This window comes from Citrobacter sp. 50677481 (assembly GCF_001463265.1).
Lineage (GTDB): Bacteria > Pseudomonadota > Gammaproteobacteria > Enterobacterales > Enterobacteriaceae > Citrobacter_A > Citrobacter_A sedlakii.
Window position 1 is genome coordinate 13,308 of sequence record NZ_LNHZ01000024.1, and the last position, 13,538, is coordinate 26,845.

A 13,538-nucleotide genomic window follows, 5' to 3' on the forward strand; every position below is an offset into this window, starting at 1 on the left:
GTCTTAGTCGGCTGACTGCGCCAGAACCCTGCGCGAGGCGCTATACCAGCGTAGCCAGTCGACCAGCATAAACAGCGTCAAACTTAGCCCCAGAACCGGCATCGCCATGCCCAACGTAACCGCCAGCAACACTGACCCGACGCGTCCCCCGCCGTTCAGCATTAGCCAGCTTTCCAGCAATGTTTGCGCCGGGCTGACCGCAGGGCGCGCAGGGCGACGTATCCACCACATCCGGTAGCCCAGCGCAATCATCACACAAAGCCCCACGCCAAAGCCTATCAGCAGCAGTTGATTAGGCAGGCCAAACAGAATGCCCATATGAAAATCCACGCCCCAGCGGGTCAGTTTTGCCATCAGAGGAAACTGCGTGAAGTCGATACTGTCGATAATCTGCAATGTGGTCGGGTTGACGGAAACGGCATCGACCTGGGTGGGCCAGCGACGATCGATTTCGCTGACCGTCCAGCCATGCTGCGTGTCTTTCGCCGGACGAATTTCCACTTCGCTGGCGTCAATTCCCGCCGCCTGCGCCGCCTGCAACACAGGATCAAACAAGCGCATATCGACAGGCCCCGCGGACATGCTCATCGCGCCATGGTGTCCCGCATGTTCATTCTGCGCCGGACTGTGCCCGTGAAGCTGCGTATTCACCTGCGGCGTCAGCCAGCCAAACGCCGTACGCATCCGATCCACGTTACCGCCCGCCCATTGCGACCACGTCAGGCCAGTGGCAGAAAAAAGCAGCATTCCAGCCAACAGCAGCCATCCGAGCGAAACGTGCAGACGACGGTATTTCTGACGCGGATTGTTCAGGCGACGCTTTGGCCGCGTGAGATACCAGAGCATTGCCCCACCCAGTGCCGCTACCCACATCCATGAGGCGGCCAACTCACTGTAAATACGTCCAACCTCCCCCAGTAGCAACGATCGATGGGCGTAATCTATCCACTGACGCAGCGGTAAAATCCCGCTGGTGCCATAAACCGTCATATCCCCTTTTATCGCCAGGGTAACGGGATCGATAAAAATAGCCCGATGCTCCGAGGCGGCAAGGCGCGGATCCGCAAACATGACCCGTGTCGTCCTCCCCGGCTCGAGTCCGGGACGAACGGCGTGCAGGGGTTGTGCGTTTCCGGCGAACCGTTGAGCGGCGTCAATTTGCGCCGCCAGCGACTGCGGCTGACCTTGCGCAGTCCCTGTAAGCGCCTGCGCGTAGAGCGACGCTTCCAGCTGTGGCGTCGCGACATAAAGCGTGCCGGTCAGCGCGGCAATAAAGATAAAAGGCCCAACGAACAGACCAATGTAGAAATGAAGACGCCGCAGCAGGGTAAGCCATGCCGCGCGCGGTGTGCAGGTTGTCATACTTTTCCTCAGAAAAAGCAAAAAGGTGTCGTGACGCTTGCGCGCACAATCTTATTTTTCAGGGTCAGGAAGCAGTAGAGCAGTACGGAGGCGCGCGAGTATCAGGATACAGCCAGGGGAAAAAGTGCCAGTGGTTTACCGATGGGCGTGATGGCCGGTTCATCTGCCTGAGCAACAGGTCACCGGGTAGAATCACCCGCGCCAGGAGCAGGCCCGGCACATGCGCCAGTAGCACACAGTAACCGCACGCTTCACCGTGATCGACAGTAAGCGGGGTGAAAGACGAAACATCGTGATGCGGCGCGTGGTCCGCCGTCATGTCCATTTCATGGTGCATGCCCGGCATAGCGCGCATCGGATCTTTTTGCAGCGCGATGGAGATCGGCGGTGAGATGATTATCAGCAGGATCGCAAACAGCGCGAGCCATGCCGCGTTGCGCTGAACACCTGGCTGACGAAATTGCCCGATAACCACGATCCCTCCCGCAAGACACGGCAGGCATTGTAAATGATTTATGAATTAATGGTTAACGCTACGAGCTTTCGGGGATAAAAAAAGGGCCAGCCATCTGGCCAGCCCCTTCTAACAGGATGTCGCCTGAGCGATATCTTAGTTAAGACGCTCTTTGATACGAGCAGCCTTACCAGTACGCTCACGCAGGTAATACAGTTTAGCTTTACGAACGGCACCACGACGTTTGACAGTGATGCTGTCAACAACCGGAGAGTGAGTCTGGAAGACACGCTCAACGCCTTCGCCGTTGGAAATTTTACGAACAGTGAATGCAGAGTGCAGACCGCGGTTACGAATAGCGATAACCACGCCCTCGAATGCCTGCAGACGTTTTTTGGAACCTTCAACAACCCATACTTTCACTTCCACGGTGTCACCCGGACGGAAGGAAGGCACGTCCTGCTTCATCTGCTCTTGTTCAAGTTGCTTAATAATGTTGCTCATAATTTAATCTCTTATCCTGGGTAAACTGATATTCGGGGGCTTATGCCATCCCATCATGTTTATGTTGCCTGTGCGTGCTCTTTTTTGAACTCCGCCAGCAACCTTGCTTGCTCTTCAGTCAGAGCCAGGTTTTCCAGAAGTTCAGGTCTTCTAAGCCAGGTGCGGCCCAGCGACTGCTTCAGACGCCAGCGACGTATCTCAGCATGGTTTCCTGACAGCAATACTGCCGGTACTTCCATCTCCTCTAACACTTCAGGCCGGGTATAGTGCGGGCAGTCCAGCAATCCATCCGCAAAGGAATCTTCCGTTGCCGACGCCTCATGACCCAGAACTCCCGGAATGAACCGGGATACGGAGTCAATCAGTACCATCGCTGGTAGCTCTCCACCGCTGAGAACGTAATCGCCGATTGACCACTCTTCGTCAATTTCGGTTTGGATCACGCGCTCGTCTATGCCTTCGTAGCGACCACACACCAGAATCAGCTTTTGATTCGTTGCCAGTTCGCTGACGCCCGCTTGATCAAGCTTGCGTCCCTGAGGTGACAGATATATCACCTTAGCGCCTTCACCCGCTGCGCTTTTTGCTGCATGAATGGCGTCCCGCAAAGGTTGCACCATCATTAACATCCCCGGTCCGCCGCCGTAAGGACGATCGTCCACGGTACGGTGCCGGTCGTGCGTGAAGTCACGCGGACTCCAGCTCTGGATGTTCAGCAGGCCATTTTTTACAGCCCGGCCAGTTACCCCGTAATCGGTAATTGCACGAAACATTTCTGGAAACAGGCTAACGATACCTATAAACACAGCCAATCCCCATCACGCCGTCATTTACCGCTTATCCGGTGGTTTAAAAACCAGGATCCCAATCTACTTCGATAGTACGCGTAGTGAGATCGACTTTCTTGATAACCTGCCCATCGAGGAACGGCACGAGGCGTTCCTTGATACCAAACGCATCTTTCAGGTTTGCCTTAATGACGATGACGTCATTCGATCCGGTTTCCATCATATCGACGACTTTACCGAGATCGTAGCCTTCGGTGGTCACTACCTGGCAGCCCATCAGGTCTTTCCAGTAATAGTCACCGTCTTCCAGCGCAGGCAATTGCGAAGAATCCACGACAATTTCACAATTGGTCAGCAGGTTCGCCGCATCGCGATCGTCAACGCCTTTCAGCTTGATGATCAAATCCTGATTGTGGTGCTTCCAGCTTTCCAGCTGGACTTGCTGCCACTGACCCGCCTTCTGGATAAACCAGGGCTGATAGTCAAAAATGCTTTCAGCGTCTTCAGTGGAGGAAAACACTCTGAGCCACCCACGAATACCGTAAGACGACCCCATTTTCCCTAAAACAATAGGGTCTGCGGGCGCTTGCGCGGTGAGTTGTTTGCTCATCATGACCACCGTGACAGATTAAGCTGCTTTGTTTGCTGCTTTGATCAGCGCTGCTACGCGATCGGAAATGGTCGCGCCCTGGCCAACCCAGTGAGCGATGCGATCCAGATCCAGGCGAGTGCCTTCTTCTTTTTCGCTGGCGATTGGGTTGAAGAAACCTACGCGCTCAATGAAGCGACCATTACGTGCGTTACGGCTGTCAGTAACAACAACCTGGTAGAACGGACGCTTTTTAGCGCCGTGACGTGCTAAACGAATAGTTACCATAACATCCTCTTGTGTGAATAAAACAACCGGGCCCCATCGAGGAACGGAGCCCGGCGTCATATTAAAAGCCCGAAAATTTTACTGATTTCTGGGGAAATTGCAATCAGCATCTGTTCTTTACCGCACGATGCCAGGGCGTAACCGGTGCAGCCAGTTTGGCGTCGGCGTGCGCGCAGCTACCGGAGCGTACACGCAGTACGTGAGGATGGCGAGCACACCCCGGCGCCGAAATGGCAAATGAGCCAGGCCGGAAAAGATCAGCGGCCCGGGAAGCCTGGCGGCATCATGCCCTTCATACTTCTCATCATCTTCGCCATCCCGCCCTTCTTCATCTTCTTCATCATGCGCTGCATGTCGTCGAACTGTTTCAACAGGCGGTTAACGTCCTGCACCTGCATGCCGCAGCCGGCTGCAATACGGCGTTTGCGGGAGCCTTTGATGATTTCCGGCTTCGCGCGCTCTTTCAACGTCATCGAGTTGATGATCGCCTCCATGCGCACCAGCACTTTGTCATCCATCTGCGATTTAACGTTATCGGGAATCTGGCCCATGCCCGGCAGCTTGCCCATCAGGCTCGCCATGCCGCCCATATTTTTCATCTGGCGCAACTGCTCAAGGAAGTCGGTGAGATCGAAACCGTCGCCTTTTTTCAGCTTGGTCGCCAGCTTCTCGGCCTGCGCGCGGTCAACTTTGCTTTCGATATCTTCGATCAGCGACAGCACATCGCCCATACCGAGAATACGTGAAGCAATACGATCCGGGTGGAAAGGCTCCAGCGCGTCTGTTTTCTCGCCCACGCCGAGGAACTTGATCGGCTTACCGGTGATATGACGAATAGAGAGCGCGGCGCCGCCACGGGCATCGCCGTCGACTTTAGTCAGCACCACGCCGGTCAGCGGCAGCGCTTCGTTAAACGCCTTCGCGGTGTTCGCCGCATCCTGACCGGTCATGGCGTCGACCACAAACAGGGTCTCTACCGGATTGATAGAAGCGTGAACCTGCTTGATTTCGTCCATCATCGCTTCGTCAACGTGCAGACGACCAGCGGTATCCACCAGCAGCACGTCGTAGAACTTCAGCTTCGCTTCCTTCAGCGCGCCGTTAACGATATCGACGGGCTTCTGGCCGACGTCAGACGGGAAGAAATCCACCCCAACCTGCTCGGCCAGCGTTTCCAGCTGTTTGATCGCCGCCGGACGATACACGTCCGCAGAAACGACCAGCACTTTCTTTTTGTGCTTTTCACGCAGGAATTTACCCAGTTTGCCGACGCTGGTGGTTTTACCCGCCCCCTGCAAACCCGCCATCAACACCACGGCGGGCGGCTGCGCGGCCAGGTTCAGGGACTGGTTTTCTTCGCCCATCGCCGCGACGAGTTCGTTACGAACAATTTTGACGAACTCTTGCCCCGGCGTCAGGCTCTTGTTGACTTCGTGGCCAACCGCTTTCTCTTTTACGCGATTGATAAACTCACGCACTACCGGCAGCGCAACGTCAGCCTCCAGCAGCGCCATGCGCACTTCGCGCAGCGTCTCTTTAACGTTGTCTTCAGTAAGGCGTCCACGGCCACTGATATTGCGCAGCGTGCGCGACAAACGATCGGTTAAATTATCAAACATTGTCTCTCGCCTGGGGTGGAAACGGTTGGTCGCTCATGCGACACAGGAACAGAATTTTGTCGCAGTATAACATGAAGCCGCCTTTGTTGTTATGCAACGGTTGGAGCAGCGGTCACGTAACGTTATACTGCTTCTCTTTCTCACTGGCTAATTGTCGACATCACTATGCCCGTTTTTGCTTTGCTCGCCCTTGTCGCCTATTCCGTCAGCCTCGCGCTGATCGTTCCCGCTCTGCTGCAAAAAAACAGCGGCTGGCGGCGTATGGCTATTCTTTCTGCGGTCGTCGCGCTGGTGTGCCACGCTTTTGCGCTGGAAGCCCGTATCCTTCCCGCAGGTGAAGGCGGACAAAATCTGAGCCTGCTTAACGTCGGGTCGCTGGTGAGCCTGATGATCTGTACGGTGATGACGATTGTCGCCTCACGCAACCGCGGCTGGCTGTTGCTGCCGATCGTGTACGCTTTCGCGCTCATCAATCTGGCTTTCGCGACCTTTATGCCAAACGAATACATAACGCATCTTGAAGCCACTCCGGGCATGATGATCCATATCGGGCTGTCGCTGTTTTCCTATGCGACGCTCATCATCGCCGCTCTTTACGCGCTGCAGCTGGCCTGGATCGACTACCAGTTGAAAAACAAAAAGCTGGCGTTCAGTAACGAAATGCCGCCGCTGATGAGCATTGAGCGCAAAATGTTTCATATCACGCAAATCGGCGTGGTGTTGCTGACGCTCACGCTGTGTACCGGCCTGTTTTACATGCACAACCTGTTCAGCATGGAAAACATCGACAAAGCCGTTCTCTCTATTGTGGCGTGGTTTGTCTATATTGTTTTGTTATGGGGACATTATCATGAGGGCTGGCGCGGCCGCCGCGTGGTGTGGTTTAACGTCGCAGGCGCAGGCATTCTGACGCTGGCCTATTTCGGCAGCCGGATTTTGCAGCAGGTCGTAAGTTAAGCCCTAAAAGGAGTCTCCCCTGGAACACATCTCAACCACCACGCTGATCATCACGTTACTCATCATGGTGGTCATCTCAGCCTATTTTTCCGGTTCTGAAACCGGAATGATGACCCTTAACCGTTACCGGCTGCGCCACATGGCCAAGCAGGGAAACCGGGCGGCAAAGCGGGTGGAAAAACTGCTGCGTAAGCCGGATCGCCTGATTAGCCTGGTGCTTATCGGCAACAACCTGGTCAATATTCTCGCCTCCGCCCTCGGGACCATTGTCGGTATGCGGTTGTATGGCGATGCGGGCGTGGCGATTGCCACCGGCGTGCTGACTTTTGTCGTGCTGGTGTTTGCCGAAGTGCTGCCAAAAACGATCGCCGCGCTCTATCCGGAAAAAGTGGCTTATCCGAGCAGCTTCCTGCTTGCGCCCTTGCAAGTACTAATGATGCCGCTGGTCTGGTTACTGAACACCATTACCCGGTTGCTGATGCGTCTGATGGGCATTAAAACCGATATCGTGGTCAGCGGCTCGCTGAGCAAAGACGAACTGCGCACCATTGTGAATGAATCCCGCTCGCAAATTTCTCGTCGCAACCAGGATATGCTGTTGTCGGTGCTCGACCTGGAAAAAATGACTGTCGATGACATCATGGTCCCGCGTAATGAAATTATCGGTATTGACATCAACGACGACTGGAAATCGATTGTGCGTCAACTGTCGCACTCGCCGCACGGACGCATCGTGCTGTATCGCGACTCGCTGGACGACACCATCAGCATGCTGCGGGTGCGCGAAGCCTGGCGGCTGATGTCCGAGAAAAAAGAGTTCACTAAAGAAACCATGCTGCGCGCCGCCGATGAGATTTACTACGTCCCGGAAGGCACACCGCTGAGTACCCAACTGATTAAATTTCAGCGCAACAAAAAGAAAGTCGGTCTGGTGGTCAACGAGTATGGCGATATTCAGGGGTTGGTGACGGTGGAGGACATTCTTGAGGAGATCGTCGGTGACTTTACGACCTCCATGTCGCCAACGCTGGCCGAAGAGGTCACACCGCAGAATGACGGCTCGGTCATCATTGACGGCAGCGCCAACGTGCGTGAAATCAACAAAGCCTTTAACTGGCATCTGCCGGAAGATGACGCGCGGACAGTAAATGGCGTGATTCTGGAAGCGCTGGAAGAGATCCCGATCGCCGGCACCCGGGTGCGCATCGGTCAGTATGATATCGATATTCTCGACGTTCAGGAGAATATGATTAAGCAGGTCAAAGTGGTGCCGGTGAAGCCCCTGCGGGAGAGCGTGGCGGAATAAGACGCAGGATAGATAGGCCGGGTAAGGCGCAAGCCGCCACCCGGCGCTACAGATCACGCATTACGCTTTGGCTTTCGCTACCGTGACCATTGCCGCACGAATCGTACGACCGTTCAGCGTATAACCTTTCTGCATAATACCCAGCACGTTGCCCGGCGCGACCTCTTCCGACTCGACCATCGCAATGGCCTGATGCACGTTCGGGTCCAGCGCGACGTTGGTCTCGGCAATCACTTCAACACCAAACTTGCGCACCACATCCAGCATGGATTTGAGCGTCAGTTCAATACCTTCGATCATCGCCGCCATGTCCGGATTAGCTTTATCAGCCACTTCCAGCGCACGATCCAGGCTGTCGATCACCGGCAGCAGCTCGTTGACGAATTTTTCCAGCGCGAACTTGTGCGCCTTCTCAACGTCCAGCTCGGTGCGGCGACGCAGGTTTTCCATTTCCGCTTTCATGCGCAACAGACTGTCGCGTTCACGCGTCTGGGCCTCAGCAAGCTGCGCTTCCAGATTCGCAATTTTTTCATCGCGCGGATCCACCTGCTCAGCAGAAGCGTCTGATTCAACCGCCTCAACTTCTTCGTGCTGTTCCATGATAATTTCTTCCGGGGCTTGCCCCTCAGGCGTTTTCTGTTCTTTACTACTCATGAATTTCTCCGCGTTTTTTTTCGCATTCATCTCGCTAACTTCGCTTATTATGGGGATCGGATTCAGGGTTTCAAGGGAAGCACTCACATTGTCATCAATCTTCGTTACAAGGACCTCGAAAAATGAATAATCATTTCAAGTGTATTGGCATAGTGGGACATCCACGTCACCCCACTGCTCTGACAACACATGAAATGCTCTATCGATGGTTATGCACGAAGGGCTATGAAGTCATTGTTGAGCAGCAAATCGCGCACGAGCTGCAGTTGAAAAACGTTAAAACCGGCACCCTGGCCGAAATTGGTCAGCAGGCGGATCTGGCGGTAGTGGTTGGCGGTGACGGCAACATGCTCGGCGCGGCGCGCACCCTCGCGCGTTATGACATCAGAGTGATTGGCATTAACCGCGGCAATCTCGGGTTTTTAACGGATCTCGATCCTGACAACGCCCAGCAGCAGCTCGCCGACGTGCTGGAAGGCCATTACATTGCGGAACAGCGCTTTTTGCTGGAAGCGCAGGTCTGCCAGCAGGATTGCCAGAAGCGCATCAGCACGGCGATCAATGAAGTGGTGCTGCACCCCGGTAAAGTCGCGCACATGATTGAGTTTGAAGTCTATATTGACGAGAACTTCGCCTTTTCACAGCGTTCAGACGGGCTAATCATCTCGACCCCAACCGGTTCTACCGCCTACTCGCTTTCGGCAGGCGGCCCGATTCTGACCCCCTCTTTAGATGCGATCACTCTGGTGCCGATGTTCCCGCACACCCTTTCGGCTCGTCCGCTGGTGATTAACAGCAGCAGTACCATTCGGCTGCGTTTTTCTCATCGTCGTAACGACCTTGAGATTAGCTGTGATAGCCAGATCGCCCTGCCTATCCAGGAAGGCGAAGATGTGCTGATTCGGCGTTGCGACTATCACCTGAACTTAATACACCCAAAAGATTATAGCTATTTCAATACGTTAAGCACCAAGCTGGGTTGGTCAAAAAAATTATTTTAATTTCACGTCAGCCTCTTTACTGGATAAAAAACCTGTTTATACTGTATGTAATTACAGTTATGGTTTTTCATACAGGAAAACGGCTATGTTGGCACAACTGACCATCAGCAATTTTGCAATCGTTCGTGAACTTGAGATCGATTTCCAGAGCGGAATGACCGTCATTACCGGGGAAACCGGGGCGGGTAAATCCATTGCGATTGATGCACTCGGCCTGTGTCTCGGAGGCCGGGCTGACGCCGACATGGTGCGAACCGGCGCCGCACGAGCCGACCTCTGCGCTCGCTTTTCTCTGAAAGATACGCCTGCCGCCCTGCGTTGGCTGGAGGCCAACCAGCTCGAAGACGGACGTGAGTGTTTACTTCGCCGCGTCATTAGCAGCGACGGACGCTCCCGCGGCTTTATCAATGGCACTGCCGTTCCCCTCTCTCAGCTTCGCGAGCTGGGCCAATTGTTAATTCAGATTCACGGCCAGCATGCCCATCAGTTGCTGATCAAACCTGAGCACCAGAAATCGCTGCTCGACGGCTATGCCAATGAATCCCAGTTGGTGCAGGACATGGCTTCGCGCTACCAGTTGTGGCATCAAAGCTGCCGCGATCTGGCGCATCATCAACAGCAGAGCCAGGAACGCGCCGCGCGCGCCGAGCTGCTGCAATATCAACTCAAAGAGCTTAACGAATTTAACCCGCAGGCGGGTGAATTTGAGCAAATTGATGAAGAGTACAAACGGCTGGCCAACAGCGGCCAGCTTCTCTCTACCAGCCAGAATGCGCTGGCGCTGCTGGCGGATGGCGATGATGTTAACCTGCAAAGCCAGCTGTATACCGCGAAGCAACTGGTCGGCGAACTGGTCAGCATGGACAGCAAACTTTCCGGCGTGCTGGATATGCTGGAAGAAGCGACCATTCAGTTAACCGAGGCCAGCGACGAGCTACGCCATTACTGCGATCGTCTGGATTTAGATCCTAATCGCCTGTTTGAACTTGAACAGCGTATTTCAAAACAAATCTCGCTGGCGCGTAAGCATCACGTCAGTCCGGAGGCGCTACCGCAGTATTATCAGTCTCTGCTGGAAGAACAGCAGCAGCTTGACGATCAGGCTGACTCGCTGGAAACGCTGACGCTGGCCGTTAACAAGCATCATCAGCAGGCGCTTGAGTCCGCGAAGGCGCTACATCAACAGCGTTTGCACTATGCACAGGAGCTAAGCGCGTTAATTACCGAGAGTATGCACTCACTCTCTATGCCGCATGGCCAGTTCACTATTGCCGTGAATTTTGACGAACATCATCTGAGCCTTGACGGCGCGGATCGCGTGGAGTTCAGGGTCACGACGAACCCCGGACAGCCCATGCAGGCAATAGCAAAAGTCGCCTCCGGCGGCGAACTGTCGCGTATCGCGCTGGCGATCCAGGTGATCACCGCCCGTAAGATGGAAACCCCGGCGCTGATTTTTGATGAAGTGGATGTCGGGATCAGCGGACCAACCGCCGCCGTCGTCGGCAAGCTCCTGCGCCAGTTGGGAGAATCCACCCAGGTGATGTGCGTAACGCACCTTCCACAGGTGGCCGGCTGTGGTCATCAGCATTTCTATGTCAGCAAAGACACTGACGGTGAAATGACCGAAACCCATATGCAGCCGCTGGACAAACGTGCGCGTCTGCAGGAACTGGCGCGACTGTTGGGTGGTAGCGAAGTGACCCGCAATACCCTCGCAAACGCGAAAGAACTGCTGGCGGCATAAACTTTTTGGCCCCTTAACGGTCAGAGTAGACAACAAAAACGCCGACAGACCCGTAAGCAAAAGGTTTTAAAGTGGTGAAAGGTCTATTATCATCGGCATATTACATATGAGCCACGTACTGCTCGGGCCCGAAAAGGAATCAAATCACTATGCGCTGTAAAACGCTGACTGCTGCCGCAGCAGTATTATTGATGTTGACCGCAGGCTGTTCCACTCTGGAGCGAGTGGTTTACCGCCCTGATATCAACCAGGGGAACTACCTGACCGCTAACGACGTATCGAAAGTGCGCGTCGGCATGACTCAGCAACAGGTTGCCTATGCGCTGGGAACGCCAATGATGTCCGATCCGTTTGGCACAAATACCTGGTTCTACGTGTTCCGCCAACAGCCGGGACATGAAGGCGTAACGCAACAAACGCTAACGCTGACCTTTAACAGCAGCGGCGTGTTGACCAACATTGATAACAAGCCGGCATTGACCAAAAACCCCTAAACCAGGCTTGAGAACGTAAATCTAAATGTTAAAAGGTGCTCAATGAGCACCTTTTTTGTCACTTGCAGCGTTTGCCGACTGAAAGTATCGCGCCCCGCCGTATATAGCCTACTTATTGGCAGACTTCTCCGCCCGCTGTCTGCGCAACTCTTTCGGGTCGGCAATCAGAGGGCGATAAATTTCAACCCGATCACCCTCCTGCAGCGTATCGCTCGACTTCACCGGGCGGCTGTATATACCCACTTTGTTTTTCGCAAGATCAATATCGGTGCGTAGCTCGAGCAGACCGGAAGCGCGAATGGCCTCTTCCACCGTCGCCCCGTCATGCAGCGTGACGCGCTGCAGATATTGTTTTTCCGGTAACGCATAAGCCACCTCGACAACAATCTTAGCTGGCACTGTAAACCTCTTTTGCGCGCACAGTGAATGCCTGCACCATATTGGCGGCCAACTCTTTAAAGATACGACCAAACGCCAGCTCAATGAGCTTATTGGTAAACTCAAAGTCGAGATGAAATTCTACCCGGCAGGCTTCCTGACTCAGTGGGGTAAATTTCCAGCCGCCAATCAGTTTCTTAAACGGACCGTCGACCAGATTCATCAGAATGCTCTGGTTACGGGTTAACTGATTGCGCGTGGTAAATGTTTTACTGATCCCTGCTTTGGAGACATCAACTGCAGCCGTCATCTGCCCCGGCGTGGACTCCAGAACGCGGCTGCCGGTGCAACCCGGTAAAAACTGGGGATAGGACTGTACGTCATTCACTAACTGATACATCTGTTCCGCACTGTAAGGGACTAACGCGGTTCGACTAATCTGCGGCATAGCTATTTCCATCAACAAAAATCGAACAAATAATAGCATTTATCCTACGGTAAAAAAAACTCTATCCCGCAACAGGGTACAACCCGGTTCATGCTAAGATAATCCCTTACCCCCCTGAGGACGAAATGGGGTGTTTTTCGATTCCAGTTTACCTATACTGAGCGGCACTATGACGAAGAAAAAAGCACACAAACCTGGCTCAGCCACCATCGCGCTTAACAAACGTGCGCGACATGAATACTTCATCGAAGAAGAATTCGAAGCGGGACTCGCCCTGCAAGGATGGGAAGTGAAATCCCTGCGTGCCGGTAAAGCTAACATCGGCGACAGCTATGTCTTGTTACGCGACGGCGAAGCGTACCTGTTTGGCGCCAACTTTACGCCAATGGCTGTCGCATCGACCCACGTGGTTTGCGATCCTACCCGCACCCGTAAGCTGCTGCTTAATCAGCGCGAACTCGACTCGCTGTATGGCCGTGTTAACCGCGAAGGGTATACCGTGGTCGCGCTCTCTTTGTACTGGAAAAATGCTTGGTGCAAAGTCAAAATCGGCGTGGCGAAAGGTAAGAAACAGCACGATAAGCGTTCAGATGTGAAAGAGCGCGAATGGCAGCTTGATAAAGCCCGCATTATGAAAAATGCCGGGCGCTGACGCCTGCAGAATGTGACCAGCCCGACATTTTAGGCTGGTCACCTTTAATGACTCCCTGAAATCACAAAAATATATTCTCCCTGATCGTATAAATATATTTGCTGAATCGTTAAAATAACAAGAATATATCTTTAGATATATTTACAGTTATTGCATAGCCGAAGAACCCAATACTTCAAATAAATATTTTTTCTTCTTCTTAATCGTCTGAATAACATTACAGTTTATGCTTGTAATGACTTCCCCTTGCACAACAACCCTCCCTTTAAAACCTTATATTACAATTACATAAATTGT

At 53.7% G+C, this 13,538-nt stretch carries 15 protein-coding genes and 1 pseudogene; 6 read left to right on the plus strand and 10 right to left on the minus strand.

Features of this window, described 5'->3' with window-relative positions; all coding sequences use genetic code 11:
- Positions 1-3: 3 nt before the first annotated feature.
- The 7 genes and pseudogenes from APU02_RS05645 to ffh all read right to left on the minus strand — a co-directional run bounded on the left by APU02_RS05645 (position 4) and on the right by ffh (position 5,604).
- Complete coding sequence (locus tag APU02_RS05645; RefSeq protein ID WP_060569503.1) at positions 4-1,362, minus strand: PepSY-associated TM helix domain-containing protein; 1,359 nt, start codon at positions 1,360-1,362, stop codon at positions 4-6.
- Positions 1,363-1,426: 64 nt separating this feature from the next.
- Positions 1,427-1,831 carry a DUF2946 domain-containing protein gene (locus APU02_RS05650; protein ID WP_060569514.1) on the minus strand — a complete coding sequence of 135 codons (405 nt, stop codon included), beginning with the start codon at positions 1,829-1,831 and terminating at the stop codon, positions 1,427-1,429.
- 141 nt (positions 1,832-1,972) lie between these two features.
- Entirely contained in the window at positions 1,973-2,320 is a 348-nt protein-coding gene (gene rplS, locus APU02_RS05655) for a 50S ribosomal protein L19 (protein ID WP_000065254.1), read from the minus strand.
- A 40-nt stretch (positions 2,321-2,360) separates the two neighbouring features.
- Positions 2,361-3,126, minus strand: a pseudogene (gene trmD, locus APU02_RS05660) (tRNA (guanosine(37)-N1)-methyltransferase TrmD).
- 43 nt (positions 3,127-3,169) lie between these two features.
- The gene (gene rimM, locus APU02_RS05665) at positions 3,170-3,718 is read right to left on the minus strand and encodes a ribosome maturation factor RimM (RefSeq protein WP_042288279.1); all 549 of its coding nucleotides are present in this window, start codon (positions 3,716-3,718) and stop codon (positions 3,170-3,172) included.
- A gap of 18 nt (positions 3,719-3,736) precedes the next feature.
- Positions 3,737-3,985: a 30S ribosomal protein S16 gene (rpsP, locus tag APU02_RS05670; RefSeq protein WP_012134698.1), complete on the minus strand. Its 249-nt coding sequence runs from the start codon at positions 3,983-3,985 to the stop codon at positions 3,737-3,739.
- Between the two features lie 257 nt (positions 3,986-4,242).
- Entirely contained in the window at positions 4,243-5,604 is a 1,362-nt protein-coding gene (gene ffh / locus APU02_RS05675; protein WP_042288286.1) for a signal recognition particle protein, read from the minus strand.
- A 165-nt stretch (positions 5,605-5,769) separates the two neighbouring features.
- Between ffh and APU02_RS05680 the strand changes: the two genes are divergently transcribed.
- Together APU02_RS05680 and APU02_RS05685 are read left to right on the plus strand one after the other, a co-directional pair.
- Positions 5,770-6,561 carry an inner membrane protein YpjD gene (locus APU02_RS05680; protein ID WP_042288288.1) on the plus strand — a complete coding sequence of 264 codons (792 nt, stop codon included), beginning with the start codon at positions 5,770-5,772 and terminating at the stop codon, positions 6,559-6,561.
- A gap of 19 nt (positions 6,562-6,580) precedes the next feature.
- Positions 6,581-7,867 (plus strand): HlyC/CorC family transporter, encoded by a 1,287-nt coding sequence (locus APU02_RS05685; RefSeq protein ID WP_131729031.1) that lies wholly within the window; start codon positions 6,581-6,583, stop codon positions 7,865-7,867.
- Positions 7,868-7,927: 60 nt separating this feature from the next.
- Here the strand turns inward: APU02_RS05685 and grpE are convergent, their stop codons facing one another.
- The gene (grpE, locus tag APU02_RS05690; protein WP_042288292.1) at positions 7,928-8,521 is read right to left on the minus strand and encodes a nucleotide exchange factor GrpE; all 594 of its coding nucleotides are present in this window, start codon (positions 8,519-8,521) and stop codon (positions 7,928-7,930) included.
- A 122-nt stretch (positions 8,522-8,643) separates the two neighbouring features.
- Between grpE and nadK the strand changes: the two genes are divergently transcribed.
- The 3 genes from nadK (at position 8,644) to bamE (ending at position 11,763) form a co-directional block, all read left to right on the plus strand.
- Positions 8,644-9,522 carry an NAD(+) kinase gene (gene nadK, locus APU02_RS05695; protein WP_060569504.1) on the plus strand — a complete coding sequence of 293 codons (879 nt, stop codon included), beginning with the start codon at positions 8,644-8,646 and terminating at the stop codon, positions 9,520-9,522.
- Between the two features lie 85 nt (positions 9,523-9,607).
- On the plus strand, positions 9,608-11,269 hold the full coding sequence (gene recN, locus APU02_RS05700; RefSeq protein ID WP_060569505.1) for a DNA repair protein RecN: 1,662 nt from the start codon (positions 9,608-9,610) through the stop codon (positions 11,267-11,269).
- 149 nt (positions 11,270-11,418) lie between these two features.
- The gene (gene bamE / locus APU02_RS05705) at positions 11,419-11,763 is read left to right on the plus strand and encodes an outer membrane protein assembly factor BamE (RefSeq protein ID WP_042288296.1); all 345 of its coding nucleotides are present in this window, start codon (positions 11,419-11,421) and stop codon (positions 11,761-11,763) included.
- 108 nt (positions 11,764-11,871) lie between these two features.
- On the opposite strand, the gene APU02_RS05710 is transcribed toward bamE, so the two are convergent.
- Together APU02_RS05710 and ratA are read right to left on the minus strand one after the other, a co-directional pair.
- Positions 11,872-12,162, minus strand: a complete 291-nt coding sequence (locus tag APU02_RS05710; RefSeq protein WP_060569506.1) for an RnfH family protein — start codon at positions 12,160-12,162, stop codon at positions 11,872-11,874.
- Positions 12,152-12,589 (minus strand): type II toxin-antitoxin system toxin RatA, encoded by a 438-nt coding sequence (ratA, locus tag APU02_RS05715; protein WP_042288300.1) that lies wholly within the window; start codon positions 12,587-12,589, stop codon positions 12,152-12,154. The genes APU02_RS05710 and ratA overlap by 11 nt, the downstream gene beginning before the upstream one ends.
- A gap of 169 nt (positions 12,590-12,758) precedes the next feature.
- On the opposite strand from ratA, the gene smpB reads away from it, so the two are divergent.
- Entirely contained in the window at positions 12,759-13,241 is a 483-nt protein-coding gene (smpB, locus tag APU02_RS05720) for an SsrA-binding protein SmpB (RefSeq protein ID WP_042289030.1), read from the plus strand.
- The last annotated feature ends 297 nt before the right edge of the window (positions 13,242-13,538 follow it).